The sequence below is a fragment of the Legionella lytica genome, assembly GCF_044626755.1.
In the GTDB taxonomy this organism is placed as follows: domain Bacteria; phylum Pseudomonadota; class Gammaproteobacteria; order Legionellales; family Legionellaceae; genus Legionella; species Legionella lytica_A.
Map to the genome: position 1 here is coordinate 1 of NZ_JBGORX010000001.1, position 25,974 is coordinate 25,974.

Sequence of the window (25,974 nt, forward strand, 5' to 3'; positions counted from 1 at the left end):
TTATAGGCTTTAAACCTTAATATACTGCGACGATGCCCTATTAACTCATGATGCACCATCCTTATATGCGATGATTTCTTGCGTACTCTCTTACTTTGGCAATGACCACAATGAGCTAAGCGCTTATAAGTTACATCTAATAACAATGGTTGATATCCACTCACTTTTACTATAGAAAATCCAGGTAAATTTAGGATAAGATTGGATCCAGGCACTTTAATCTCCTTTTTGACCGTCAAATCAATAGGTTAGTTTAGACTAATACGATTAAAGTGCCCCCTCAAATGGTGTAGAGCCCCCTTATGTCCAATTTTGATCATTATTGTTAGCACCAGTTGGTAACAAAATGTCACCAACTGGTGCTAGTGCAAAAAATTTATGCGCAGAGTTTTAATTGAATTGGTTTGGGTTTTTTGCCTTTAGACTTTACAAACTCTCTGCTTCTTCTAAAGTTCGAATAAAAATTCTTTTGATCTGCTTTGGTCTTAGTTTGAGTTTGTTCTATTATATAGAGTCGTAATACCTGTTCGGTATTTTCATTCATATTAGTTGTCTCATCCTCACATTTTTCCCATTTGTTGACAGCTGTGTGCGATTCATGAACCACTGTTTCACCAAATTGACGTAGAGGCATGGAAAAATAGGAGCGAATGAATTTCACTTGATTTCCCGTTAATCTTTCTTCTTGGATAGCCAATTTTTTTATTATTTCATCAGCAACATAGCGGATATCAATTTTTGGAAGCCATTCGTCATTGATGTTAATCATTGTTACATTTTCTAATTCAATAGGAAAACCAAGTCCTTCGTAAAGGAATGTGGGTTCAATTTTAGTTTTCATGGTGTTTCCTCCTCGCTTAAATTAATCACTGTAATAATGGGCATCAGATCATCAATAAATGTAAGAATAATTCGTACTTTTCTCCGATCTATATCTTTACCTTCAATACAGTATTTCCAATCCTGCGGTTTTTCATGTATGTAGTTGGATTCATAGGAATCCTTGCTTTTGTTTCTTTTTCTCACATAGCCTGATTTACCTTCTAAAATATTGAGCACATCAAGAACTGAAATATTTCTTTGTTTTTGCCTTTCTTTTGCATGCGTCACAAAGAGATAGTTTCTTTCTTTAATTTTCTGCTCAATTAAAGCAAAAAGCTCTTGGTCTGTTTTTTTAGAAGGTTTTTTAACCATTACTTCTATTCCATATTGTTATTATAGTTTTTGTAAACTTAGTTTACAAGATTTGATTTAAAATCATTAAAAATTTAGCTTGTTGGGTACAAATAACACATATCCCATTTTGGAACATATGTATTTTTGTAGTTTCTATCTTCGAAGAATGATCTAATACTGGACTCTTTCCAATTTGGAAACAGTTGCTTACTACTCAATTATGTTCATTAACTAAGGGTAGGGACAAATTATCCCTACCCTTGGGCTTTGCTATTAATCAATGAATAGATGCTTATTAGAAAGAATTCGCTTCGCTCATGGTTTTCTGGATTTCACGTTGTTTCATCCGGGCTACGTCTGAATTGTCTTAAGTTAACGATTCAAGATGTTGGCTCCATCTTTCTAATGCCTCTTTGCTTTGAGGTAGCATTTCATTCTTATTGTAAGTAGCCATGATCTTCGGCATCTTATGCCCTAAACATTTTTCAATCACCACTGGATCAACATGCAAAGCCTCTCCAAGCTGAGTAGCAAAGGGTTGTTTTAAATCGTGAGCTGTCCAGTGGGGAATGCCGACTCGTGATTGTATTCTGATTACTGCTCTTGGCATAGCTCGGTCTGATAAAATACTTTGATCGTCTGCGCCTGTAATGACGTATTCTGAATCGCTGTGGGCTTTGAGTTCTCTTAATACTTATAGTCCATAAGGAGTTTTCAAAGTCTAATTCTGACCATTTGGCTACTCAGATTTCGGCTGTTCTAACTCCTGTAAGAAAATCCAGAGGGTCAGGCCGTGCTTTTTGCTTTCACATATTGAGTTTCTGGAAGAAGGCAAACAGAAACCACGGAAAGCAAAAACCAAGGCCTGACCCTCTCGGTTTCTCGTGATTAGTAGATTCCGCAATAGCATTAATTTTTCATTATTTTGCAAAGTTTTTTCAAAACTACGGCACATAATATTTTCAAATAGCAAATGTATTGTTATTAGTAGTCGATGAAATACAAAATGCGCACTCTGATTATAAATTGAAATCAAAATAGTAATCTAAGATAATAAATAACTTTAATTTCGGAGTACTTATTAGATGACGCTTATTGTTAACTTATCCACGACTCATGACTATTCAATAGATAAAACTGTTGCTGCTTTTGTTCAAATGTGTAATCAACATAGTAAAGGTTGTCTACAGAGCATGCCAGGATTTTTCCAAAATTGGATTAATTATGCTTGGGTCATGGCAAAATACCAAGCGAATTACACCTCACTAATTGAGCCTTACAAATTAGGCAAAATAAGTACACAAGAATTTTTAGAGAACTTATCTAAAATCTTCTACTTCATGCAGGATATGGATAAGGAAACAAGAGACTCGCTTCTTGCTAATGCTTGGAATGCCAGTATAAAGCTCAGTGAAAAAACTCAAGATAGGCTTTCTCAATTAGTGGAAGAGGCAAAAACTCAGCCAGTTTACTTAATTTCCAATACTAATGAGTTAAACGTAAATGCTATCCTGGCTTTGTTTAAAGAAGGCAATCCAGATTTGAAATTTAATGGATCTGTGGATACCAGTGTAATGGACTCTAAAGAACCGATTGAAATATTACCCAATATTTATTTGTGTTTATCTTATCGATTTAGGGCTTTCAAGACAGAAGCGGTTTCAACAGTTAGCCTACTTGAAGATTTATCGAAGGAATGTGCTCGCCCTATAGCTCTTGTAAGTCAATATCCAGGAGATCTAAAAAAAGGAGAGCAATTGAGTTTAGATAACGTTTTGAAGGCTGAAGATTTTTATAATCCTATAATGAATGATCGATTACAGAAAAAATGCCAATGACAGTTTGTACAGAGTTATTTGATCAGTGTCTCACCACCTCATAACTTAACTGATGTAAAATGGGGTCAATGCCTTGACCCCATGCTTTTTAGATAACTTTATAATGATTGCAACCCTTTGAGTAATCACTTATTTTCCTTCCAGACCCAGAGGGTCAGGCCTTGCTTTTTGCTCTACTGTTCTGTTTCTGTTCTGTTTTTTTACAATACGACTTACCCATGAATAATGTAATCCAAAGTGCTCGCCAATTTCTGCCAAACTAAATTGTCCCGTAGCATAAGCTAGTGTGATACATTCATCTCGATTCGATGATTTATTCTCATACTCCTTTAGTGAACCTTTGACCGGCATATACTGTGACTGAGGTATGTAGAGCAATTTTTTTCCTTGCTCAATTTTTTTCTGCAAGTCATCAACAAAACAATTTGAACCAAGATAAATTTGATTTTTTAAATTATCCCATGGAGCATTAACAGCCATGCCCTCTTTAACAAACTGTTGATATTGTTTAATTGCTTCTAATAAATTTTGACCAAATAAAGAAAGTAAATAATCAGTAGATAACCAAGAAGGCTTTGCTGACTGATTTATAGTTGATAGATAACTGCTCCAAACCCAATCATCAGCGGACACGACCATGCGGGCTCTTACAGGATTTAAAACAATATACCGAGAAAGCTCCAGTAAGTAATTGTCCTTTTCTACTAAAATTCCCTTAAAACGACCTTGGAATACATGGCCAACACGACGATGTGTTCGATTAAATTTTTGTGTATAAATTCCATTTAATAATTGCATTCCTTTACTCAGATTCCCATGCGGTGTTTCAACAAGCAAATGATAATGATTACTCATAAGACAATAGGCATAGCATACCCAGTTACATCTCATGCAGACGTGCGAAAGAATCTCTAAAAATAAAATCCTATCCTCATCGGATAAATAAATATTTTCCTGCTTATTGCCTCTCGTAGTTATATGATACAGTGCTCCAGGATATTCTATACGTAATGCTCTAACCATGCTGGACTTACCTTGTTTTTATTTTTCCCTATAAATCCAAATTTAATTTATTTATTCTTATTATTCAATGAATCAATTGAGGATTTTCTAAGGTTAAACGCAAAAAGCAAGGCTTGACCCTTTGGGTTCCATTGAGGGATTTTCTAAGGTTAAACGCAAAAAGCAAGGCTTGACCCTTTGGGTTCCTTGAGGGATTTTCTAAGGTTAAACGCAAAAAGCAAGGCTTGACCCTTTGGGTTCCTCGGTTCAGTATGGGTCTTAACTCGCTAAGACTGAATAGTGTCGGTACGTGAATAGTTTGGATTTTGTTTCCTTTCAATTAGCTATACTTTAAGAGGGGGTCATGGAGGAAAATAACATGAGTATCAAGGATGATTTGAAAGTCGCTATAGATGCCAGGAATACGATATCTTTTAATTATAAAGGGCATTTAAGAGTAGCGGAACCCTACCATTATGGGGTGCCTTTGATGACACCACAATTTAAATTAATAAAAAAACCACAGGTAGATTCTTTGCTTTGTTATCAAATTGGCGGTACTTCTAACTCTCATCTCACTAAAGGAAAACCCATAACATTTAGAGTAATGGCATTAAATCAAATAAGTGACTTGAAAATAAATGAAAATGAACAGTTCGAGGTTCGAAGTGATTATGAGCCAAACGATAGGAGATGGCGGATTGAATATGGTGTTGCAAATTCGCCAAGCTATAGGCCATAGTAAGGTGTAAAACCAAATTTTCAATCGAGTGTGACCCATTGATTAAGTGATAATTTCTTTATCATTATTGTAAGATACAAGGCATAAAAACAAATAAAATGCTTTCTCGCTATGCCTAAATTATTACGTACCCCAGCTCGCAAATATTTTACAAGCTTATGCATACCTCTCAGCAAGATACCAATTAAGACTGAAAATCCTAGCAAAGGAACTATGGCAGTTTTTCATCGATGGATGGAAGCAGGAAAAAGAGAGGAAATTAAATGCTAACCTGTTTTTTAAATAGGGTAACTGTATCGCTTTTTTCAAAGTAACTATCTTTCCTCAACTGTTGAACACTACTTAAATCAAGGTCCTCTATTATCAATTTGTTTAGAGAGTTTACTGGAGAATGCTACCTGGGTTTTTAGTGATAAAGAAAAGAACAATTTAAATTATGGGATCTGGTGATTTGGATAAAGCTTGGATTCCTTTCGAGCGCAATGAGCCTGGTTATTTAAAAGAAACTACGCCAGGGATTTGCAAGTATATTTAATGAAGAATGGATTTCCGCTGGCAATATTAGATGATCCTAATAAATTTGATATATGTGGGAGAAATGAGCTTTTGCATATGGTTTTAGATGGGATGCAAAATACCTTAATGTTGATCAATACGGGTTCATTATATAAGGTACAGACAAAGTATTAGGTTATTTAGCAAGTGAATGTTATTTGAGTTCTTCTTTTAACGAAGTGGTGGCTGCGGAAGAGCTATCCAGACCAACTATGCCGCAATTTTTTGAGGAGGGTCAGTTAAGTCCATCCTCCCAGCCGTGATTATCTTTATTGATAAAGATAGAGTCTAATAGAGAGTATGAAAGTTAAAATTGATTCAATGAGGGATGGCTCATATAAGGTAAGCAATATACAAGATTTGCAAAAAGTTTCCTGAAAATCGGATAGCCATTTTGTCTGCTTCATGTTTGCCTAGCCATACTAAAAACCGGACAACTCATGACTATACACTGATAATCTATTAATCTACCCCATAAATATGCCCGATACATTGACACATTGTGTATGATCGGCGTATTCTGGTTATGCATTAACTTGTAATTAAGGAGCATTGTCATGTTAGAAAAAAATGAGATATTAGATACATCAGTTACGCTTGGTACAACGGAAGTGGCAACTATAAAACAGAGTCGGGGGTACCTTTTTAGTCAATGAGCCTAATCCTATAGCTTCATCCTCTCCCTATAGTTTCTTTCAAACTCCAGATTTACTCGTACCACAGACCATTCATTCCGTTTGCGATGAAATAACCCAAAAGTTTCTACATGCGCATACCACACACGCACAATTCCAACTGACTGTTATTTCGCATGTCATTGTTTACCTCAATGGTAAGGTATCGCTGTGGCATAACATTCCTGATAAGGGCTTTCAAGAGTTGGCGACTAGCATGAGTCCGGCCATGGGAGAAGCTTATAAGCTGCTCAAAACTATTTCACATCTATCTGTTTGGTTAGGTATGATTTTAAAATCCATCGGTTCTGGGGCTATTGCTTTGAGTCATAGAGAACATGCTTTGGGGGAACTCAAAAAAATGATAGGCCTGCTGCAAAAGTTAGATGATATACATCTGCATCGTCATAAACTTGTGATAGAAAAAACCTTATCCGCCCTTGAACAGGCCATTTTATGCTCTGAGCTAGAGCAGGTACAAGAATTGTATCGAAATTATTTGAAATGGGTTCATGATGTTAATATAGAATATGCAAAGGAAGCAACAGAGCTGCAGTTAACTGGCTTAGACACGATAATAACGGCATGGCAGGATAAATATGCTGTTGATCTCAATGCATCCCGGGTGCTTATCGTTGGACCGCATGGTCCACGTGAAGGATTAATTGAAAAACAATTTTTCCAAAATATGTATTTGCATCATGGCGGAAAAGGCGCAGAAAAAGATAATCAGCATGTTATCTATGTTGAAATGCTTCCTGAGCAAATGGGTACTATTGCCATACCCACATTGATTAAGAACTTTCTTGGAGGCCACCAAATTAACAAAACCATTGGAAGGGATATGTTGGGTGATGAATATGCTATGTTCAAAGATGTTCTTGCATCCTATGCGGGGCCAATTTTGGATAAATTGCACCACCGTAAAGACGCCTGTCCTTATTCGTCAACGACATCATTGCAGAGTACTCGGAGTTTATCGCCAATATGATGTGGATTAGCACTTGCCAACGGCTTGATTGGTGGTACGTACCACCTCAAGTCGCTGGTGGGCAAGCTAATAAAATGTGACTGCAATCTATTTGGTGCAAATACTAAAAACCTAGGGGCACAATTTGACGTGAAATATTGCTCCAATAACTGCTTAAATCGGGTTTAAATACACAAAAACTACAGCCGTAGTTTTATGCTTTGAGAGAAAAAAGCTTGTTTTGATTGGCTATTTTTTTGCTTTAGTTTGTTTTGCTCCATTTCCTCGATAACTATTGTTTCAGACGCTGATATTAATTATTCCTTTAATCTGTGAGATAAAAAGCAAAGGTAGTTTATAAGAAAAATATTGGAATCCAATGAAACTCATCATCAAGTGAATAGTCAGATGATAAGCAGGTTTGCATGATATTAGGACTCCAACCATGAAATGAGGGGAAATCTTTAATTTCATCCAATCTTGTGAAACAGCTGCATCCATTCATAGATGGTAAAGGTAGTGAGCGGGCTAGTCATCTTAAATATGTGTGAAAACAAGTGTACATTTAGGGCAATAAATGATATAGTTGTTCTCTTTTTATAAAGATGGAGTGGATAGTGCCTAATAGAGAGTATGAAAGTTTAAAAGCGATTCAATTAAGGCTGGCTCAGCGAGAAGCTGCGAGAATGCAAGAGCCTGCAAAGCCAGTTGTTCATAGATATATCAATCCTCAAGATCCTGAAGCAATACGCAGCGCCCTAAGCCTATCAACTCCACCCAGACTTGGTTCGCCGATGCCTCATTTAGCTTCTAATGCTTTTGATACCGCTTCTAAAAATGCTGCTCAACTTGGCCAGTCAAATGCATTTGCTATGAGAGCCGAGCCTTTTCATCGTCCACGCTCTCCCCGATTTTTTCCCGTATCAGGACCAGAGGGTAGATCTCCGCAACAACATTATCGGGAACTGGAGCTTGAGCCTTCTCAAAATAGAACAGAAGCATCAGCTAATCCTGGGCCCAAACTAGCTCTTGCGCAGGGTTCGAAGGTTCGAGTTTTAAGGGCTTTAAAAAAGATATCACCTTTAGAAAGGCAAGCAGGGCTGAATGAATCACAAACGGAAAATGGTGAAATTGCGGGTATAATTAATGGATGGTCCACCTCAACAGCTAAGAGTATTCCTGATAGCCCAACAACTTCTATTAAAGAGATGTTATTGGAGCGAGACTTTTTTGCTGGAACAGCAGCTCGCTCCTTACGTGCTCGCTTCAAGCCCCCAGCTCTTGAGCTGACAGCAATAACTGCTCATGATAGCGAGACTAGTGAGTCTCTAGTTCCGCGCGCTCCTCTAACCGATCGGTCTTTTCTTTTCCCAAGCGCAACACAACAGGGGGCAGTACAACCTTGTGTCGATGTCAATCTTGAAACCGAATCGCTTAGTTATTTTTTGACTCCTCGTTGAGAGATATAAATAAGTGAAAAAAGCGTTCTAGTTGACTCGAGTGTGCCTCTATTGATTCTGTTAATTACTGATGGCAAAGCAGGGCACTGCTTTGCCATTAGTATATTTCTGATAAAATTATTCATTTTTTTATGGGGACGATGATTTTGTTCTTCCTCATTTAATTTTTGGCTAAACTCTTGGATAGTTAAATCTAATTGTTTGCCCGTAGCAGAAGCTGTTGATAGGTCTCTATTTTGGTGCTTATCATGGTTTCATGTTCCTCCACGAGTTGTTTACATTCTTCGTCCAGTTCGTCTTCGCTGCCACTGGTGTTCACTTGTAACACTTCTCTTAAAATTAAAACTAATCATAAGTGGTTAAAATTATCAATGTGAATATATTTTAATCTTCCGGGCTTATTTTAAAGTAAAAAACAATGAGACAATACCTTGTTTTATACGGTATGTGCCATTGATGAGGTTTGCATTCGGTTAGGTATCGTTGTTAGCTGTTTAAATATTTGATACATATATTTGTGGATTAAAAGTAATCAATATGATAATATTTAGGCCCATTATATTCCGTTTAATATTGCTGGTTAGAAGGAGAACATAATGGTTGATTTTACAGGTATTGTATCAATGATTGGATGGGGAATACAAAACCCAGGGAGCGCCTTAGCGGCTGCAATTTCAGCAGCTCTAGTCGCGGTTTTTATAGGATCCGGGGTTGATAGAAATACTGCTGACCAGGTTCGTTTAGCGGAGAGAAGACTCCGAAGCCACTATTTTTGGCAACAAAGAGAGGGCCATTTTCTAATGGCGGTGGAAGAGGACGTGGCTATTTTGGAAAATCGTACTGCGGCAGCTGCCTAAAGATTTTGGTTTTATTTACCGTCCCCCACTGGACTCATGGACTCATGGACTCATGGCCTAATGGTGGTCGCTTAAGTATTCTTTGGCTGATAAAAAAAAGGGTGAATTACGCAGTCAAGCATTAAAGGGATCTTAGATCTATGCCCGACCTAAACTGGTATCATCAGGTTGTTGAAATTACTTCACTTTCAATGACTAATAGTTTGATTTTGCAAATATATTGTACTCTATGATATATTTCAGCTAGTTTTAGCTAATTAGGCTTATTTTAGCCTCAAATAACAAAAGATTTTCTTCAAATGACAGTAACCCTAGCTCAACATTGAATGACTCTTTTGCCTTTTAAACATAATCATAATGCCATTGGCCTGTAGGCTGTGCATGACTTTGGATATACTCAATGGAAATCAAAGTAAATTTTCTCGACAATTTAAGACTCGAAGCCAAGTTTGATGATTTTACCGTCATCTCTGATCAACCTATTCGCTATAAAGGTGATGGCTCTGCTCCGAGTCCGTTTGATTATTTCTTAGCATCATCAGCCCTTTGTGCTGCCTACTTTATCAAGGTGTATTGCAAGGCTCGTGATATTTCCACTGAAAACATTCGTTTATCGCAAAACAATATTGTTGATCCTGAGGACCGCTATAACCAGATCTTCCAAATTCAAGTTGAACTGCCTGATGATATATCCGAAAAAGACAGAGAAGGAATTTTACGTTCTATCGACCGTTGTACGGTAAAGAAAGTGGTGCAAACTGGCCCCGAATTTAAAATAGAAACCGTTGACGACTTGAGTGCTGATGCCAATGCGATGTTGATGGACCAGCCCGAAGGGGAGGCGAATACCTTTATTCTGGGTAAAGACTTGCCTCTTGAACAAACTATTAAAAACATGACCGCCATGTTAGCTGACTTGGGTATGAAAATCGAAGTTTCTTCATGGCGCAACATTGTGCCTAATGTATGGTCTTTACATGTGCGTGATGCCGCATCACCTATCTGTTTCACTAATGGTAAAGGCTCAACCAAAGACAGCGCACTGTGCTCTGCATTAGGAGAGTTTATTGAGCGGTTGAATAATAACTTTTTCTATAATGATCAATTCTTTGGTGTAGAAATAGCGAACAGTGAATTTGTGCATTATCCTAATGAAAAGTGGTTTGCATTAGAAGAAGATGATGCGCTGCCTGCAGGTATTTTGGACGACTATTGCCTTGATATTTATAACCCTGATAATGAATTAAATGGTTCGCACCTGATTGATACTAATTCAGGTAATAAAGCCCGCGGTATTTGCGCCATACCCTATACTCGTCAGTCTGATGGGGAAACGGTTTATTTCCCATCAAACCTAATTGAAAATTTATTCTTAAGCAACGGCATGAGTGCAGGTAACAACTTACACGAAGCCCATGTACAGTGTTTATCAGAAATTTTTGAACGCGCGGTCAAACGCCAAATTATTGAGCAAGAACTGGTTTTACCTGATGTGCCCATGAGTGTGCTCGAAAAGTATCCTCGTATTCTCGCAGGCATTAAAGGCCTGGAGGAGCAGGGCTTTCCGCTGTTGGTGAAGGATGCTTCTTTGGGCGGACAATTCCCGGTTATGTGTGTCACCCTGATGAACCCTAGAACGGGTGGAGTATTAGCTTCTTTTGGTGCGCACCCAAGCTTTGAAGTAGCATTAGAGCGTAGTCTTACCGAGCTGATGCAAGGCCGGAGTTTTGAAGGTTTAAACGATGTTCCCAAGCCCACATTTAATAGCATGGCTGTTACGGAGCCTGAAAACTTTGTTGAACACTTCATTGATTCGACAGGAGTGATTTCTTGGCGTTTCTTTAGCAGTGAAAGCGATTATGAGTTCTGTGAGTGGGATTTCTCTGGCACTAGCGAAGAAGAATCTAAGGAGTTATTCGGCATTTTAGAGTCTATAGGTAAAGAAGTCTATGTTGCTAATCTATCCGATTTTGGCGCTTCAGCTTGCCGTATTTTAGTCCCTGACTATTCAGAAGTGTATCCAGTTGAAGATCTTATTTGGGATAATACGAACAAGGCGCTCATGTATCGTGAAGACATTTTAAATGTGCACTCATTAAGCACCCAAGAATTAGAGAATTTAGTGAATCGTTTGGAAGAAAGCCAACTCGATAACTACATTGATATCGGTACCTTGATTGGTATTGTGTTTGATGAGAATACAGTCTGGGGTAAGCTGACTATTATCGAAATTAAAATCTTGATTTATCTTGCACTTGGCGCGCATGAGGACGCCATCGGTTTGGTCGAGGAGTATCTACAATATAACGACAATACAGTTAAACGCAGCTTGTTTTATCAAGCGGTAAATGCTGTACTTGAAGTCGTTTTAGATGACGATCTGGAGCTTGAGCATTTTATGGAGAGTTTCAATCGGATGTTTGGGGTTGAGGTGATGGAAAATGTAGTTGGTTCCGTCACAGGGACAGTACGTTTTTACGGACTAACTAAAACAAGCCTGGCCCTTGAAGGTATTGAGCCTCATTTACGACTGATTGAGAGCTATAAGAAATTACACCAATCACGTAAAACGCGAGCAGGGCTCTAAACAGGGTTTTAGCCAATAATACCCACCAATTAACGCGGTTTGCCCCTGAGAGATGGTCACCTTTGTGACCATCTCTCAGGGCTTACTCACCGTAATTGGTGATTAGTTAAAATTTGAGCGGCCTTTCTTAGGAGTAAGCGACAGTAATTTGTGTCTCTATAATTAGGCTATGGCCTACGTTTGCTTTACTGACTGAATGAGGGAGTTTCATCAAATAAAGCTTCTTCTTTTTTCAACGTTGACAAAGTTTTCTTAGCTTCTTCTTGAGCTTTCTTATTTCCCCAAATGAGAAGATGCTTTTTGCTCTCTATATCTGTGTCAATTTTCTTAATTTGTTGAGGTGTTAAGTCTTTGCTTTCGCGGAAGTAAGCGTACATTTGTGCACAGATCTCATCGATTTTTTCTTCATCTGTTAGATGTTTATTCTCTGGTTGCATATGAAAATCAATTACACAACAGCGTGTAGCGGTTATATTTCTTATGGAAAATAAAGAAAACATAGCGCGGTACATCGTATTATTGATAATAAAGGTGGGTAATAGCGATTTTTCGAATCCGAAACCATCTAGTCGTATTACTTGAATAGGCACATTACTCTTCACAGCCATCTTGGCGGCTCCTGCGTACACTGGATGTGGATCTTGGCCGAGTTTGGCTATATTACCTTGAGGGAACAAAGCCACACAATCTTTATTATCAAGTGCTTCGCATCCTAATTCGATAACTCCAGAATTTGCAGATTGTCCTGTCGTTCTTTTTGCTTTTTCTACTACTGGAATGGTTTTAAACATCTTCATAAAAGCGCCGACGCCAGGTAGGACATTGAACGCATCAGTGGCAAAAAAGCGTGGCGGTGTGCCGATAATTTTGGAGGCGGTAACTGCAGCATCTACCAAGCCTGTTCGATGTGGGCCTATTGCCAGGACTTGACCTCCGGCATCTTTAATCTCTAAATCACCTTTCGTGGTGTGTAGGGTGTTCATCATCATGGTTAATGAACCGGCTATGAGACGAGCACTTGGGTCTTTATAGGCTAGACGATTTTGAGACATAGCTCTGGTAATTAAATAAAGGGTGGTCGCGAGACCAACAAGAAGTGTAAATAGAACATAATAACTCGTTAACGAGTCATTATCATTGTTATAGGGGGTGTTTGAATCTCCAAGCATATTAATTACTCCTTTAAATTGATATTAAAATTTAGTAGGGGGATTGTATTTAAGAATTTTAAAGGGTCAAGTGGTTTTATGGATTCCCCTCCCTTCATCATGATTACCATTAAGAATTACCAGAGCTTGACCTGGGTATCCACAAGATGATCAATAAATGACTGACCCCGGGCATATACTGCCTTAAAAATTCTTTTTTACAAGTAAAATTAAAGAATAAAATGTAATTTAATAGTTCATTCCGTGGATCCGGTGCTCAAAATACTTAAGTAGTTTCATTAGATGATGACCTGATCCAACTTAAAATTTTAAGAAAATTAATGAACTCGAGATCCATGCGATACATTTGATAACTTTTTAACGACAATTGGCAAAAGATCAAACATACATCTTGTAGTTACACCCCTCGCCCTTTCTCTCCCGTTTACGCTGTTTTTATGCGATGCGGCGGAAGAATTAAATACCCATGATGCTGAACCTTCTTCGGCTATTAGTTTTTTGATGCCTGATGTGGTAACCCAGCCGATCAATCCTGAGTGATACCCAGCTTTGGATGAAATTCCGCTAAGAGACGTCTTGCGCATTCATATAGTAGGGGGAGAGATTATCTTATTCCAATAAGCTACAGTCTGATATTACGCTTAAGCGTTCAGGGCTTTACCGTCAATAAAGCGTCTCCATGCTCAAAAGACTCATTCGTGAGATACACCGTGGAAGCTTCCTTGAGCGCTAATTATTGGGTAGGCCATACTAACTATGTGGGGTTGTTTTTTTCTGTAAAATTAATCAAATTTCTTTTTACACATTGGTCTGTTTTGGCGAATTCACCTATCACATGGCGCGTAGCTAAGGCGATAATACGTTCATCGATGCGGGCATCTTTCTTATTGTGCATAGAATATATTGCGACAACGAGCGGGGCACAATTGGGTGGCCAAATGATTCCAATGTCATTGGCTATTCCGTAACTACCAGAGCCTGTTTTATCCGCAACGGTCCATCCTTTAAGAACACCCGCCCGAATGCGCTTATCTCCAGTAGTATTGCCTTTCATCCAGGTTACTAATTGCTCCCGCTGAGGTGAGGCTAAAACATTCCCCAGAGTCAGTTTTTGTAGGCTCTTTTCCATGGCTTTTGGTGTTGATGTATCTTGTATCTTACTTGGATTGGAATTTAGCTCAGGCTCCCAGTTATCTATGCGAAAGGTTTTATCGTTAATAGAGCGAGCAAATGCGGTGACCGCTTTAGGGCCGCCTAGCTTTTTTACGATTAAATTGGTTGCTGTATTGTCACTGTAGCTCATGGCGGCAGCGCATAATTCAGCGATTGTCATGCCCTCAGCAAGATGTTTTTCGGTGATGGGGGACCAATAAACCAAATCGTTTTTGCTGTATGTTATTTTTTGTTGAAGCAAATGTTTATTGTTCATGCTTTGTTTTAAGATGGCGGAAATAGCCATCACCTTAAAGGTGCTTTGTACTGGAAAACGCTCATTAGCTCGGTATTGAAGGTGCTGATTATTTGCTGTGTTCATGGCAAATACACCTACCTGTCCCTTCATAGTTGCCTCTAGTGCAGCGAGTTTTTTCTCTATGCCGGTTTGGAGGGAGGCAAAGACAGGAATAGAGGTGCTAATCAGGATAGTTGTGATAATCAGTAAAAATGGGCGTGCAAGTGGAGAACGATACATGTGATGGCCTTTTGGGAAGCAAAGGTTTTGTCCCATCGTATCATGCCACAAATGCTGCGCGCCACCCCAGCCATACTCAATGAGCGTTATTATGACTTGGCTACACTTACTAAGTTAAACAAAGCTCGGGAAACACGAGAAGATTTATACCCCGGGAAATTCAATCTGGACGCAAATTAGTTAAAATGTGATCGCTTAGTTTTACATAAAACAAAATCATCCTTAAAGTTGAACTAATAAGAGCTCTGCTCTCTGCTGTGAAAGCTCTGGGCAGGGCAGCATGCTTAGTCGCTCAGTTAAAAAACTTTGTATCAACCTTCAGGAGATAATTTGTTATCTTCTTCTGCCAGGGGCTCTTCTGCCAATTTCTTCGGTCGGTGAGCGCTAAATAGCTTCAATTCTTTACCAACATCTTTTACAAATGTAGCTGCATGAGTATTAAATAAGTCACTAGGCCATTTTTTTGTTGCCCACATAAGGAGAACTCCTGGTAAAACACCTGTGACCATTGTGGCCGCAACTAGCGCAATCCCTAAAAAAAATTGAGCCGAAGAGCGGGTGTTGTCACTTTTAATAGATTGCAGATTATCTTCCTCATTTAACTTTTGATAAAAGTTATCAATGCAATCAAAAGACAGATAAGTTTTACTCTCTAATGTTTCTTTTAATTCGTTCACTAAATTATAATTTTTATGGCTGGGATTTAGCGTATTAAGATAGGTGTCTGTTAGTTCGTTTATTTGTGCTTGAATTTTTTGGCACTCAGGCTCTGCCTCAATTTTCTTTAGCTCTAAATTCAGGTTCTCTAAAAGTTTTGTGAGGTACGTGAAATATTTTTCTTCTGTATGGTGGTGTTTTCCTAGAAATACCCGATCTGCGATGGATGCGCTGAGATGTTCTAATGAATGTAAACAGCTTTGTAATTTGTTTTTTATTTTGGGGGAGGCGCTTTGTAATTCTTGCTGAACCTGTGCGACACTTTTTTTAATCCTGGCTTCAAGAGCAAAATACAAAGACGTTTTTTTAGCGAATAAGTTAGTTACACTGCTGCTCTCTAGGGCGGTTGTTTCTTCCTTTATCTTTTCAGCCAATGCATTTTTCGCTTCGGTAGATAGCGCAAGCGCTGAAGCATGTGATAATACTTTTGATAATGATTGAACTTCTTTGGTTAATGCATCACGTTTGTATGGTTCTATTTCTAAAATGCGTTCTTCACTTATAGACTGGGTATTTTCACCGAATAGAGGCTCTAACATTTCGTCCAAACTCGCTTTGATATCATAGCTTTGCATAATGATATTTTTTAAATGGGTATTATTTTTTTGCTGTTCCATCATCTGTGCATGGTTAAAACCATGAAATCCATCTTCGCCATTAATTAATCTTAAGGTATTAAGGCATCCCTCTTTAACAATAGCCGTTATCTCATCTAGCGAATGCCCATCGAGTACCGAAGGTCTTTCTAAAATGACTGGAGGGAGTCCAGCTTGCATGAGACAGTAACACAGCATGGTATTAACAAAAGTACGGCTGTTTCCATCTGGAAAAGGATGAAGTTGTTCGCAGCGTTGAATGTAATCTACTATGGTACGAATCACTTCATCTACATCTCCTGCATTATTAACTGCTTCAAATTGCTTAATAAAGTTTTGAGTATATCCTTCCATTATCTGTGCGTAGTTATTATCCTCTGTGTCCCCACTAGTTTCAAAAAAGCCACCCTTAGAATGAAGTTTTCTATGAAAGAAATCGATTTCTTGTTCTGTATAAGATTGTCCAATACAGTCTTCTTTATCGCTAAAGACTAGCTGCGCGGATTCTGGAGATAAAATATGACGATAAGCGGTTTCTTGTGGATCAGCGCTGCGTTGTAACAATTGTTTTAAGCCTTCTCTAGAAATATTATTGGAACTTATGCCAAATCCCGCGGAACCATCCATGCAACCTGCAGTCATTGCATCGTAAAATTCATCATTTTTATGCATGATACGAAAATGAATCTTTTGCAGTAATTCATTAGGAATCTGCAAGGGTTGCTGCTCTTGGCTGATACCCTGTTGAATGGGAGCAAGTAAACCTTGTAAGGCTTTCAGTATTTCATTTTCATTGTGAATGGGGCCATTCTCATGTTCATAGCGCCGGTCATATCTCATTGGACCAGCCTCATCTTTCAATTTGCATCCATCCACATACAGGCGATAGAGTTGTTCGGTGGGGATATTCCTTAAGTGGGTTAAACCTTGCCGCAAATTACCAAGTAGTAGTTGAGGTTGTGTATTTTGAGGAGCCATATTTTATGCCTCTATGGTGGTTTTTTGGTGTCCTTTGTGAGTAAAATATAACGCATATGCCTATTGTTTTCTATTTTATGGCAAAAAATAGTCGGGCCAGGAGCATGTGAGCGGAAATAAAAGAGGTTACCCATTAGCAAGTTGCGACGAGCAAGACTCTTTAATGGGTTTTGGGATTCTATATCTACTGCTTGCTATACCTCGAGGCAACAAGCAATTGGTTGTAAATCAGAGTAAGGGGCCTCAGGCAGAAATTCATTGGTATAGCATTGTGATAGAGCAAAACTTTGGTCAATGATATTCAAATGTTGCGTATAACGTCCTACTTTATCCCAGTCTCTTTCTACATTGTGTAATGTACGTGAAAAAAAGGGGAGGGTATGAGTAAATATTTTTTGATACATTGGGGTACGTAATTGTGGCTTTGCCTGGCACAATAACTCAAAAGCTTCTTCCGGTCGCTCGGTGGTGAATGCAGCACCTCTTTGGGTTGCTCTCAGAAACCCTTGAACTAATTCGGGCTGTTGCAAAGTTTGTTCCGGAATAATAAATTGAATTGAACAAAAGCAACAACATCCCAGTCCTGCTAACTGATCCAGACGTAAAAATACGGTTTCACCTTTTCTTTGTTCTAATTCGATACGTTGAAAATTAATAAATCCAATGCCCGTATCAATAATATCGCGACAAATTGCATCCGTTACATTCATACCGATGCGGATGGTTTGATAACTGTCAGGATCAATACCGGCAAGTTGTGCCAGGTCATCAATAATTTTCTTCCCGAATTCGCCAATGTAACCAACACGCTTGCCAACAAGATCGTGAAATGAATTAATGCCACTTGATTTAAGGGCAATCAATCCTGTTGGTGGTTCATCAAGCAAGGTACCAATAGATTTCACGGGATAGCCTTTCGCTTTTGCGGCAACGGTATGAATCATGGCTTTTACGCCAAAATCTACAGTTCCTAAACCCACAAGCTCTGTAACATCGCTTGGATCCGTGGGCTCCAAAATGGCAAGTTTAATCTGCTCCTCTGAATAAAAACCGAGTTGCTGTGCTACATAAATTGGCGTGTGGTAAGGATTCGCGTACCAATTTAATAATAAAGTGGTTCTCGTTGATAAATGAGAAGACATAGCCATAACTCCTATATAAAGGTAAATAATTCCGGAGATGGCAAAAGGGATCCCTGCTCCATAAATAGAGGAACACAGATTTATTGAAGGCGTCCTTACGCTGATATGACTCAGATCAAGTTCGACGGGTAATTCTCAGTCGGTTTCCCGACACCCCGCGCCATCTAAAAAAGCAAAGCCATGCTATAGTTTAATTTTTTATTTGTCAAAGTATGTTTAATTGATTTGAGCTTGAGCCGTAACGGGCAAGATTACCGTATAAAACACGGTAATTTAAATTTATAACACGTGTAAATCACACGGAAATTGTAGTTCAAAATTCCCTATGTTAATGCAAACTCTTGGAGGTAAATATGCCTTATACGAAATCTCACGACCACCAGTCTACTGAAATTAAACTATGGTACGCCTACATTGGCGGGACCGAACCGGGTAAAAAAATCGAAGCTCATGATGTTGTTTTTGGTTTCGGTACTAAGGCAGAAGATATTTATCCTCTAGTGGAAAAAACATGGAAAGGGATTAAAAATACAGTGCACATTGATTGTATTGGTCCATTACTAAGTGCAGATGGTAATAATATTACATTAGACAGCAAACCCCAATCCGCGTGTGCTAATTATTTTATGAGGCAGGTTTCTGATGAGCTGCTGAAAAAAACTATAAGTACTTTGGATAAAGCATATGTTTATATGCAAAAAGAACAGCAGTTGGGGTGGCTGTATGTTGAAAAAGGCGAGGTTTTAAAGTCATTTGAAGCATTAGAAGAAAAAGTTGGCCAGAAAATTGTCCATCTATTACACGTGTTTAATCAAAAAGATGAATTAAGACAAGAACTATTAGCTCCTTTAAAAGAACACGATATCGAGCTAATCACTACGGTTACAGGGCATGCACCTGCGTATAAAAATAGACTTTTTTTTGTAAACCTTGGAGGATATCTTCCTGGGGTTTTTGCAGAAATACATGAAAATGTCATTATTGCTGCACCTAATGAATTAGAAGCAAAAAACCGCGCGCTTAAGGCAATAAAAACTTTAAATTTTAAGTCAGCACACAGAGATTTTATTCAGGATGTAGAGTACGATGCTGAGCAACTAACAGATTTAACTAAGCTTTTAAGCAGCCAAGCTAATAAATTATATGTTCATTTGCATCCTACAGATTGTCCTCTTCCTTTTGAATATATTTGTAAATATACTCCTTTAGTAAAAAAAAAATGAGTCAATTTCCAGTAGCCATAAAAGGAATGTTTCTTTGAATCCATTCAATTACCTGCTTCTTTAGCTTTTGGATTATTAGGTCTTGTTTCATATGCTAATTCGTTATACAGAAAAACTTATGGGGGTTGATTATGATTTACATCAGCCAAAACGAATCATATTAAGTTTTGAGGCGTAGCTGTAGATGGCGTTGGAATGGAATGTTTTTTATTGCGTTTGTAGTTACACTATCTGACTTCTAGGTTATTACGTGAGAGCAGGGTAAATGTTAGCTGATTCTAATATATGCGGAAAATACAGACATTATAAAAACGAAAAACTATATGAGGTTATTGGACAAGCGCGTCACAGTGAAACCGAGGAAGACATGGTAGTGTATAAGGCACTTTATCATTGTGATGAGTTTGGTAAAAACCAGCTGTGGGTTCGCCCTATGCAAATGTTTTTTGAGCATGTGACTCATAATGGAAAAACAGTTCCTCGATTTCACCGAATAGAATAGAACTTAATGGTAAAACACTTAGATATTCGTCTCTTAAAACGGATACAGCTTGCGAACCAAGTGAAGCAACCCAGGGTTCCGTGCTTCAAGCTCCTGAGTTGCTTCACTTCGTTCGCCAGGACAAGGGTTTGAGGTTCGATAGGAGTTATTTAATTATGCTGTTTTTTCGAATATATCATGACCAATAAAGCGCGCTCCGGGTCCCTCATGAATGATGTCCTCGGCTTGTTTATTCAGTATAGAAAGTGTGTCTATGGTCTTTTTATCTTTGCTCATGTTACCCGTAAAACTTAATACGGAATTACACATGGGATAAACAATACTAAACGTTAATGCATTTCCTGATACATAGCCTATGAGAGGTCTTTTCTGGTTAATTACTTGTGGGCAAGTTTTAGATGCTACTGCGGTAGTAAAGTAGCCCTCAATTTTATTATTTTCCAATAGGTTAAGCTCTAAAGTTGAACCCCTTTGATTTTTAAATACAGTGGTATTTTCTTGGGCATTAATCGATTGAGATAAAAGAGAGGATGCGATAATTGTGGAATAAAAAATTGTTTTAAAGCTCATAAATAGTACTCCGTTTCTTATTATTTAAAAATTAATTATTCAGTGAAAAAGTGTACCTGAAAACATAATTATTGCTATCAGGGATTTTACGGATAGACGCGGCCAAAAAGCAATGAGTTTTGCGCGCGAGTTTTTACAGAAAATTAAAAGAGAACAATAAGTTAGGTAATATGAACTACAACGCTCTTGCTGCATCAGCATTTATAACACTAAAGGAAAAGTTTCTATGAACAGGAAATGGACATCGAGGGTAATCTAAGTCAAATAACCGCAATAATAGACTATAATGATAGTAAGATTGCATCATCGAGAGAAATGTTATGGCCAAACAACCACCACAACCTCAATCTAATGGCATAGATAATCCCAATGCAGCTGTTGATACCTCGGCAAAGGCCCACCGTTTGTATAATAATACGCAACTAGGCAGCCCTATTGATACAGTAGAGGAGTTTGATGCACAACTTCATAATCTAGGACCATTAGATTCTAAAACGGAAGTAGCTGGATTAGATAAAGATGAGCCAGAGAACCGTTCTACGAACAAGCCTAGATAAGTCGGACTGAGCATTTCATCTTACTTTCTCGCAATTCATCAGTTCTTTTTAGTCAGTTTTTAAAAGGAAGTTGGAGAATTTATCCATTAATTCAAAATACAATTAAGTGTATCGTTCTAGGAAAGCCACATTATGGTTTTCCTAGGCTACGTCCAGACTTTGTTTTTGAACGAGGTTATCCTCAATTGGTTTATAATCAGTTATTGGCATAGTGGATAGCAATTGTCTGATGATGTAGTGCAAGATAATACTGATCCCAAGAGCTATCAATAAAGCTGTAATCATCGTAAAGGCAGCAGCATAGTGTTGTCATGGCAGGTAATAACTAGGATTCACCATCAGTTAAACGATGAAAGTCCCCATGAGCTCCGTGTGCAATTATGGTATGGACGATGTTTCATGATTATTTTGTGCAGCTAAAAATAATGCGGTACAGCTATTGGCAACTCTCCTGGATTCATCACAGTTTTGTCTATCAATTGCATCTCCTTCGTCTAAATAAGAGATAACTTTTTTTAAATCTCTATTATTCCCAGCATAAAAAAGTCTGGTAACTCATTAGATCTCCTATCTGCGCTGATCAATGTTTTGTAATGGGTTGTTTTGATTTAACTTTATGTGGTTTGGATTATTTAAACACCGTAAAAAGATACGATATAAGAAGGCTTATTTTGACTTCGAAGGTATGAGAAAAACCTATATTATATTCGATGTGCTATAGCTTGTTGGAGTTTTTATAAAAAGTGAGAGGCATTTTCATATTACCCCGTGATCAAAGGCAATTTGTATATAATTTGTTCTTTTATGTGTTATAATAATGAGGAATCAGTTTGTTTGTTTGGAACAAAAAAATGGCGCGGAATTTAATTACTGTCGACGATTTTTATCATAAGCCAGGCCATTGTTACATTAAAGACGCCAAGCACATTATTTTGGAGTCGAATGATATGATGGCTGTTCGGACGAATTTTTCAAGCCCAACGGAGATTATTGGTTTAGAAGACACTGCTATTGCACTTAATGACTATGATGCACGTAAATGGCATGACAATGATAAATTGGTTTTATGGAAAGGCAAGCCTCAAATTTTTGTGGAGCATATGGAGCTAGCACCTCATAGCCCAGGATTTTCTTCTGCTCAAAGGGCTTTAAGTTATAAAGCTCCTTATTATTCAGGTTCAGGAAAAACTATTGGCGTAATTGGTATTTCTTTTTTTCCAGAGGATCTTGGAAACCTATCCTCTTGGGATGACCAGCCCTTACTCCAGTCTTTGTTATTAATGACGGCACATCATTTTAATTTATTGGAACCGCCAAAAAATGCGACTCTGTTTTCTCAGCTTTCCACTCAGCAAAAAGCGATTTTTGATTTCACCATCCAGGGTAAAACAACCAAAGAAATTGCAAAGCTCATGAGTTTGTCTGTTAGAACTGTAGAATATTACATCGAAATTATTAAAAACAAATTGGGCTGTGAGCGCAAAAAAGATTTTTATAATTTTTTAAGTCCCTCTCGTTGACCTTTAAAAGCGCATTACGAAAACTCAAATGAAATAGGGATGTTTGTTTTGTAGCGGAGGTTTCCGGGAGTTACCTCCGGAGCTATTATCCACGTTCGCCCCATAAATTATTATTAATGATGCATGAAACAGGAGTGCAGGGGGTTGTCAACGCTTTCTCTATTGAATTAACTTATGTTATAAATTTGCCTCGCACAAACACATTCATGGCCCAAATGAGGTTGATTTTGTTTGTTGCGGTTGGACAAAATAAGATCTTTTAGATAAAATATCGGGCTTTATTTGATTTATACCATTTAATAAAGGATTTACATGCCTCGGATATCACAGAATCCTTATTACCATAAGATTAATACGCCCCAGCCACAAAAAAATTCACATTACTATAGACATAAGCATTCAGAGGCTCAAAGCCGTAAGCTGATGCATGAACGAAAGCAAGTGCAGCAGGAATTTGAGCTTTTAAATGAGTTTGCGCGGGTGAAACAGTTTTCTTTATTGGACCAGTTTGCTTTATTGAACCGTTGTCCTCGCAATGCCGTAGAGTATTTAATCTTTCTTAGTCTGGTTTGCCTTATTGGCCGCATACCTACAGCCAAGGCAAGTTCAGACATTCCCCAAGAGAAGTACAGTACTTATGAAACACTGAAGCCAGGTACTGCACCACAATTTAATATGGCAGTATCTCTGATAGATTCTGCACTCAAGCTGACGCCTATTCAAAACTACCATATCTGTTCTAGTGCGCTCGTAGGTTACGAAGTTTATGGTTATTCTTTAGCTCCGAATTACTTGGAATACTGTGTTCTAAGTTTATCTAGTATCAGACGGTCTCTAAGCGTTGTTGGACCTCACATAGGATTTGGTCAGTTTATCGCGGATTACCGAAATGCGTATGAAGGTGGGGTGGCTACAACCGATCTATTTCAGTTTGCCGGTGCTTTGTTCGAGTTGGAGGCGCATCAACGTAAGCCGACGTTTAGCAATTTTTATCCCTTGTTATATGTTAAAAGTTCCATACAGTCCATGTATAGAGGACTAAGTGCCCAATCAATAAGCGAATTAGAAGAGCATTATCAGCCTGCTCTTAAGCGCTTACATGACCGACATGCAGTCTATGATCTTCCCCATAATATAGATAGTTATACCTCGAAACCTTGGGGAAGCCTGGCCCAATATAAGACCACTTTAAGGTTGAGTTCCCTGTTAACTGTATCGGGCGCTCCGCGTGAGCTACAGGAAGATATTTGCAGCATCATCGAAATAGGCAAAATCCATAATCATATTAGTAAGATTAAGAATGGGAGCGACCGCCTTTTTTCAGCTCGCGAGCGTTTTCCTTTACGTTCAGGTGAGTATGCGATTGCGCATTGCCCCCAAATTTTTTTAGAGTATTATCGAACTGTGCAGGTACATTTAAGAAGTCCTAAAGCCCAAACCCATTTCGGTTTTTTTGTGTATGCAGTAGGGGAGTTGGATAAAGCACTTGTCCTTGATGAACAGACGTTGGCTAATTCTATTTTTCTCTTCACGGGTTGGATGGATATGGAACTAAAGAACCCAGGGAAAAGTTTTGTTGGGGACACGTTCATTAAATTTGCAACCCGCTATTTAGATCAATATGGAGAGCACGTTCATAAATGTGATTTTGAGTTGCCAAAATTACAACAACAATTTGAGTTGGTTAAAGCGAAGTATTCGAAAGATACCGCCAGTGGGGCAGAAAAGGCTGCCTATACAACTTTGTTTGTGTCGCTTTTTGCCAGTATGATTTTTGCGGTCTATTGGCGTAAACAAAATCATATTGAACCCACCAAACAAAATGACCGGCAAATAAAGGCTCGTCCTGAAAAAGTAGAAAAAAAACGCAAAATGTCACGCATAGTAGATACTGTGCACACGGTAGCTGAAGAAGAAAATATAGAGGCATCGACTTTACTAAGGGACATTGATGAAGGCCTTAAAGAAATTGCCCGCCTAATAAAATACGATACTTTTAACGATGAAGAATTAAATAGAAAACACACTGTTCTTAAAGAACGTCAAGAGCAAATTGTCTTGTTAAAGAATGCCATAGAAGCTCATGAGGAGTTAAATAAGTTTAGCCTTGCTGCGTATCAGAGCCAATTTGACTCATTAGCAATCGATAGTCAGTTTATTTTAAAATTTGAGCAATGGTATAAAAAGATAAGTAATCATTTTGCTCGTATTAGCCAGAAAGAAAAAGAGGCGGAACTTCAAGAGAAATCAGAGCTGCAAGCATCATTTGCACAAGCCTATGCCAATAATCAACGCTTTTGGAGTGAGGGACATAATTCGGCGCGAGCTAGGCCCAATGAAGAGACTATAACCCGAATATCTCCAAGGAGCTTGGTTGCAACAACGTCGGCGTCGACTAGTCCACTTCCCAGTAGTACTCTGCGAGATAAGGTTGAGGTGAGCACAGGTTTTTTCAGGCAGCGCCGTCCTTCTGATCCGACCTTTAGTTTTGCGGAATTATTTCCGGCACGTCCTGATATGATTTATCTGCATAATGCGCGGAGGTCTTTAGAGTGTATGCATGTTTTATGTGCCCAAGAGGCAACAGATGTGGCGCAAAAACAAGTGCAGCTGGGACTTTTATATAATTTAATGCGTTTCCACCATGTGCTGGGAATTTTTCAACGTAGATATTTCGTTCGTAATCTACCTATTGATGCGGAAACAGCTTATACCATTCGCAATATGATTCGTCATGGCTATTTTATTGAAGAATACAATGATTTGCTTGTTCCTTATGCCATAGCGTTACACAAAACCTTTTATACACCTTTAGTCGCGGCTATTGAAAAGGGCGTTTCATTGGTTTTCCCATCCTTGAAATATGCGCAAGGCCTGCCTTTTGCGGAGATTCGAAATGAAGATATTAGGGCTTATCAGCAAAACTCAGAGCAAATAGTTGAAGATATTCGAGCGAGCCTTAAGATTATGGGAGCTTTATATAAATTTAGAATAGTAATGCCATTTGAGGAAGATCTCTCCCTTCATAGTGCGATTAAAATGCTTATTAATATTATTGGTGAAAATTTAAAACTAGTGAAAAAAGTAGACCTTTTCGCTATGCCCGAATGGAAGTGTTTGACTAGATCACAAAGGGATATTTTGTTGGAAACAAAAAGTTATGCCAATTTGATTGGCCATCATTTCGATAAAGAGGGCGAAGCTATAAAAGAGCAACAAGCCCAATCAAGTAAGCCAAGAGCTGAGGCTGAGGAGCATGTATTTGAGGAAATTACATCGCCACAGCTGGAAGAGATGGCGCAAATGGCAATGGGTTTAATGGAGGCATTGAGTCCAGAAACAAAGGTCGATGAGCGCTGCAGGCCAGCTTTAAGTAGCTAGGCGAGTTGTTCCTAGGGCTGGGCTGCTGCAGGGCTCAGCAAATGGCACATGGAAATTTATTGCTATGG

At 38.5% G+C, this 25,974-nt stretch carries 21 protein-coding genes, 2 pseudogenes and 1 riboswitch; of the genes and pseudogenes, 12 read left to right on the forward strand and 11 right to left on the reverse strand.

Translation table 11 applies throughout. The features are described 5' to 3' along the window. From ACD661_RS00005 to ACD661_RS00020, 4 genes and pseudogenes are all read right to left on the reverse strand, one after another. On the reverse strand, nucleotides 1–215 hold a 215-nt coding region (locus ACD661_RS00005; RefSeq protein WP_400185376.1), incomplete at its 3' end, for a transposase family protein. A 161-nt stretch (nucleotides 216–376) separates the two neighbouring features. Then, nucleotides 377–841: a hypothetical protein gene (locus ACD661_RS00010; protein WP_400185378.1), complete on the reverse strand. Its 465-nt coding sequence runs from the start codon at nucleotides 839–841 to the stop codon at nucleotides 377–379. Further along, the gene (locus ACD661_RS00015) at nucleotides 838–1,194 is read right to left on the reverse strand and encodes a DUF4258 domain-containing protein (RefSeq protein WP_400185379.1); all 357 of its coding nucleotides are present in this window, start codon (nucleotides 1,192–1,194) and stop codon (nucleotides 838–840) included. The genes ACD661_RS00010 and ACD661_RS00015 overlap by 4 nt, the downstream gene beginning before the upstream one ends. 349 nt (nucleotides 1,195–1,543) lie before the next feature. After that, nucleotides 1,544–1,949 (reverse strand): annotated as a pseudogene (locus ACD661_RS00020) (tyrosine-type recombinase/integrase); the annotation flags it as partial. Between the two features lie 312 nt (nucleotides 1,950–2,261). Between ACD661_RS00020 and ACD661_RS00025 the strand changes: the two are divergent. Further along, the gene (locus ACD661_RS00025) at nucleotides 2,262–3,014 is read left to right on the forward strand and encodes an HAD family hydrolase (RefSeq protein WP_400185381.1); all 753 of its coding nucleotides are present in this window, start codon (nucleotides 2,262–2,264) and stop codon (nucleotides 3,012–3,014) included. Between the two features lie 129 nt (nucleotides 3,015–3,143). On the opposite strand, the gene ACD661_RS00030 is transcribed toward ACD661_RS00025, so the two are convergent. Continuing rightward, nucleotides 3,144–4,037 (reverse strand): transposase, encoded by an 894-nt coding sequence (locus tag ACD661_RS00030; protein WP_400185382.1) that lies wholly within the window; start codon nucleotides 4,035–4,037, stop codon nucleotides 3,144–3,146. A 358-nt stretch (nucleotides 4,038–4,395) separates the two neighbouring features. Between ACD661_RS00030 and ACD661_RS00035 the strand changes: the two genes are divergently transcribed. The 3 genes from ACD661_RS00035 (at nucleotide 4,396) to ACD661_RS00045 (ending at nucleotide 8,417) form a co-directional block, all read left to right on the forward strand. Continuing rightward, the gene (locus ACD661_RS00035) at nucleotides 4,396–4,758 is read left to right on the forward strand and encodes a hypothetical protein (RefSeq protein ID WP_400185383.1); all 363 of its coding nucleotides are present in this window, start codon (nucleotides 4,396–4,398) and stop codon (nucleotides 4,756–4,758) included. A 1,446-nt stretch (nucleotides 4,759–6,204) separates the two neighbouring features. After that, entirely contained in the window at nucleotides 6,205–6,978 is a 774-nt protein-coding gene (locus ACD661_RS00040) for a hypothetical protein (protein WP_400185385.1), read from the forward strand. Between the two features lie 596 nt (nucleotides 6,979–7,574). After that, nucleotides 7,575–8,417, forward strand: coding sequence for a hypothetical protein (locus ACD661_RS00045; RefSeq protein ID WP_400185386.1), 843 nt, complete (start codon nucleotides 7,575–7,577; stop codon nucleotides 8,415–8,417). A gap of 193 nt (nucleotides 8,418–8,610) precedes the next feature. Here the strand turns inward: ACD661_RS00045 and ACD661_RS00050 are convergent, their stop codons facing one another. Beyond that, nucleotides 8,611–8,736 (reverse strand): hypothetical protein, encoded by a 126-nt coding sequence (locus ACD661_RS00050; RefSeq protein ID WP_400185388.1) that lies wholly within the window; start codon nucleotides 8,734–8,736, stop codon nucleotides 8,611–8,613. A gap of 277 nt (nucleotides 8,737–9,013) precedes the next feature. On the opposite strand from ACD661_RS00050, the gene ACD661_RS00055 reads away from it, so the two are divergent. After that, entirely contained in the window at nucleotides 9,014–9,274 is a 261-nt protein-coding gene (locus tag ACD661_RS00055; protein WP_400185390.1) for a hypothetical protein, read from the forward strand. A gap of 400 nt (nucleotides 9,275–9,674) precedes the next feature. Beyond that, nucleotides 9,675–11,861, forward strand: a complete 2,187-nt coding sequence (locus ACD661_RS00060) for an OsmC domain/YcaO domain-containing protein (RefSeq protein ID WP_400185391.1) — start codon at nucleotides 9,675–9,677, stop codon at nucleotides 11,859–11,861. A gap of 185 nt (nucleotides 11,862–12,046) precedes the next feature. Here ACD661_RS00060 and ACD661_RS00065 read toward each other — a convergent pair whose 3' ends face one another. Continuing rightward, the gene (locus ACD661_RS00065) at nucleotides 12,047–13,030 is read right to left on the reverse strand and encodes a lysophospholipid acyltransferase family protein (RefSeq protein WP_400185393.1); all 984 of its coding nucleotides are present in this window, start codon (nucleotides 13,028–13,030) and stop codon (nucleotides 12,047–12,049) included. Nucleotides 13,031–13,862: 832 nt separating this feature from the next. After that, nucleotides 13,863–14,720, reverse strand: a pseudogene (gene bla, locus ACD661_RS00070) (class A beta-lactamase); the annotation flags it as partial. Here bla and ACD661_RS00075 point away from each other — a divergent pair. Further along, the gene (locus ACD661_RS00075) at nucleotides 14,721–14,900 is read left to right on the forward strand and encodes a hypothetical protein (protein ID WP_400185395.1); all 180 of its coding nucleotides are present in this window, start codon (nucleotides 14,721–14,723) and stop codon (nucleotides 14,898–14,900) included. Nucleotides 14,901–15,031: 131 nt separating this feature from the next. Here ACD661_RS00075 and ACD661_RS00080 read toward each other — a convergent pair whose 3' ends face one another. Then, a complete protein-coding gene (locus ACD661_RS00080) occupies nucleotides 15,032–17,011 on the reverse strand; it encodes a hypothetical protein (protein ID WP_400185396.1) in 1,980 nt (659 codons plus the stop codon). Between the two features lie 194 nt (nucleotides 17,012–17,205). Beyond that, nucleotides 17,206–18,159, reverse strand: coding sequence for an ABC transporter substrate-binding protein (locus ACD661_RS00085; RefSeq protein ID WP_400185397.1), 954 nt, complete (start codon nucleotides 18,157–18,159; stop codon nucleotides 17,206–17,208). Between the two features lie 69 nt (nucleotides 18,160–18,228). Beyond that, nucleotides 18,229–18,321: riboswitch (TPP riboswitch) on the reverse strand. 185 nt (nucleotides 18,322–18,506) lie between these two features. On the opposite strand from ACD661_RS00085, the gene ACD661_RS00090 reads away from it, so the two are divergent. Next, on the forward strand, nucleotides 18,507–19,376 hold the full coding sequence (locus ACD661_RS00090) for a DUF1543 domain-containing protein (RefSeq protein ID WP_400185399.1): 870 nt from the start codon (nucleotides 18,507–18,509) through the stop codon (nucleotides 19,374–19,376). 265 nt (nucleotides 19,377–19,641) lie between these two features. Further along, nucleotides 19,642–19,878 (forward strand): DUF1653 domain-containing protein, encoded by a 237-nt coding sequence (locus ACD661_RS00095; protein WP_400185401.1) that lies wholly within the window; start codon nucleotides 19,642–19,644, stop codon nucleotides 19,876–19,878. A 153-nt stretch (nucleotides 19,879–20,031) separates the two neighbouring features. Here ACD661_RS00095 and ACD661_RS00100 read toward each other — a convergent pair whose 3' ends face one another. Further along, nucleotides 20,032–20,448 (reverse strand): avidin/streptavidin family protein, encoded by a 417-nt coding sequence (locus tag ACD661_RS00100; protein WP_400185402.1) that lies wholly within the window; start codon nucleotides 20,446–20,448, stop codon nucleotides 20,032–20,034. 320 nt (nucleotides 20,449–20,768) lie between these two features. Between ACD661_RS00100 and ACD661_RS00105 the strand changes: the two genes are divergently transcribed. From ACD661_RS00105 to ACD661_RS00115, 3 genes are all read left to right on the forward strand, one after another. Continuing rightward, on the forward strand, nucleotides 20,769–21,005 hold the full coding sequence (locus ACD661_RS00105) for a hypothetical protein (RefSeq protein WP_400185404.1): 237 nt from the start codon (nucleotides 20,769–20,771) through the stop codon (nucleotides 21,003–21,005). 851 nt (nucleotides 21,006–21,856) lie between these two features. Next, a complete protein-coding gene (locus ACD661_RS00110) occupies nucleotides 21,857–22,525 on the forward strand; it encodes a helix-turn-helix transcriptional regulator (protein WP_400185405.1) in 669 nt (222 codons plus the stop codon). Between the two features lie 312 nt (nucleotides 22,526–22,837). Further along, nucleotides 22,838–25,906, forward strand: a complete 3,069-nt coding sequence (locus ACD661_RS00115; RefSeq protein ID WP_400185406.1) for a hypothetical protein — start codon at nucleotides 22,838–22,840, stop codon at nucleotides 25,904–25,906. Nucleotides 25,907–25,974: the final 68 nt, after the last annotated feature.

Excerpts from the sequence above, each read along its gene's own strand:
- ACD661_RS00010 (WP_400185378.1), bottom strand. The coding sequence starts at position 841 with ATGAAAACTAAAATTGAACCCACATTCCTTTACGAAGGACTTGGTTTT.
- ACD661_RS00015 (WP_400185379.1), bottom strand. The coding sequence starts at position 1,194 with ATGGTTAAAAAACCTTCTAAAAAAACAGACCAAGAGCTTTTTGCTTTA.
- ACD661_RS00025 (WP_400185381.1), top strand. The coding sequence starts at position 2,262 with ATGACGCTTATTGTTAACTTATCCACGACTCATGACTATTCAATAGAT.
- ACD661_RS00030 (WP_400185382.1), bottom strand. The coding sequence starts at position 4,037 with ATGGTTAGAGCATTACGTATAGAATATCCTGGAGCACTGTATCATATA.
- ACD661_RS00035 (WP_400185383.1), top strand. The coding sequence starts at position 4,396 with ATGAGTATCAAGGATGATTTGAAAGTCGCTATAGATGCCAGGAATACG.
- ACD661_RS00040 (WP_400185385.1), top strand. The coding sequence starts at position 6,205 with ATGAGTCCGGCCATGGGAGAAGCTTATAAGCTGCTCAAAACTATTTCA.
- ACD661_RS00055 (WP_400185390.1), top strand. The coding sequence starts at position 9,014 with ATGGTTGATTTTACAGGTATTGTATCAATGATTGGATGGGGAATACAA.
- ACD661_RS00060 (WP_400185391.1), top strand. The coding sequence starts at position 9,675 with ATGGAAATCAAAGTAAATTTTCTCGACAATTTAAGACTCGAAGCCAAG.
- ACD661_RS00065 (WP_400185393.1), bottom strand. The coding sequence starts at position 13,030 with ATGCTTGGAGATTCAAACACCCCCTATAACAATGATAATGACTCGTTA.
- ACD661_RS00080 (WP_400185396.1), bottom strand. The coding sequence starts at position 17,011 with ATGGCTCCTCAAAATACACAACCTCAACTACTACTTGGTAATTTGCGG.
- ACD661_RS00085 (WP_400185397.1), bottom strand. The coding sequence starts at position 18,159 with ATGGCTATGTCTTCTCATTTATCAACGAGAACCACTTTATTATTAAAT.
- ACD661_RS00090 (WP_400185399.1), top strand. The coding sequence starts at position 18,507 with ATGCCTTATACGAAATCTCACGACCACCAGTCTACTGAAATTAAACTA.
- ACD661_RS00095 (WP_400185401.1), top strand. The coding sequence starts at position 19,642 with ATGTTAGCTGATTCTAATATATGCGGAAAATACAGACATTATAAAAAC.
- ACD661_RS00100 (WP_400185402.1), bottom strand. The coding sequence starts at position 20,448 with ATGAGCTTTAAAACAATTTTTTATTCCACAATTATCGCATCCTCTCTT.
- ACD661_RS00105 (WP_400185404.1), top strand. The coding sequence starts at position 20,769 with ATGGCCAAACAACCACCACAACCTCAATCTAATGGCATAGATAATCCC.
- ACD661_RS00110 (WP_400185405.1), top strand. The coding sequence starts at position 21,857 with ATGGCGCGGAATTTAATTACTGTCGACGATTTTTATCATAAGCCAGGC.
- ACD661_RS00115 (WP_400185406.1), top strand. The coding sequence starts at position 22,838 with ATGCCTCGGATATCACAGAATCCTTATTACCATAAGATTAATACGCCC.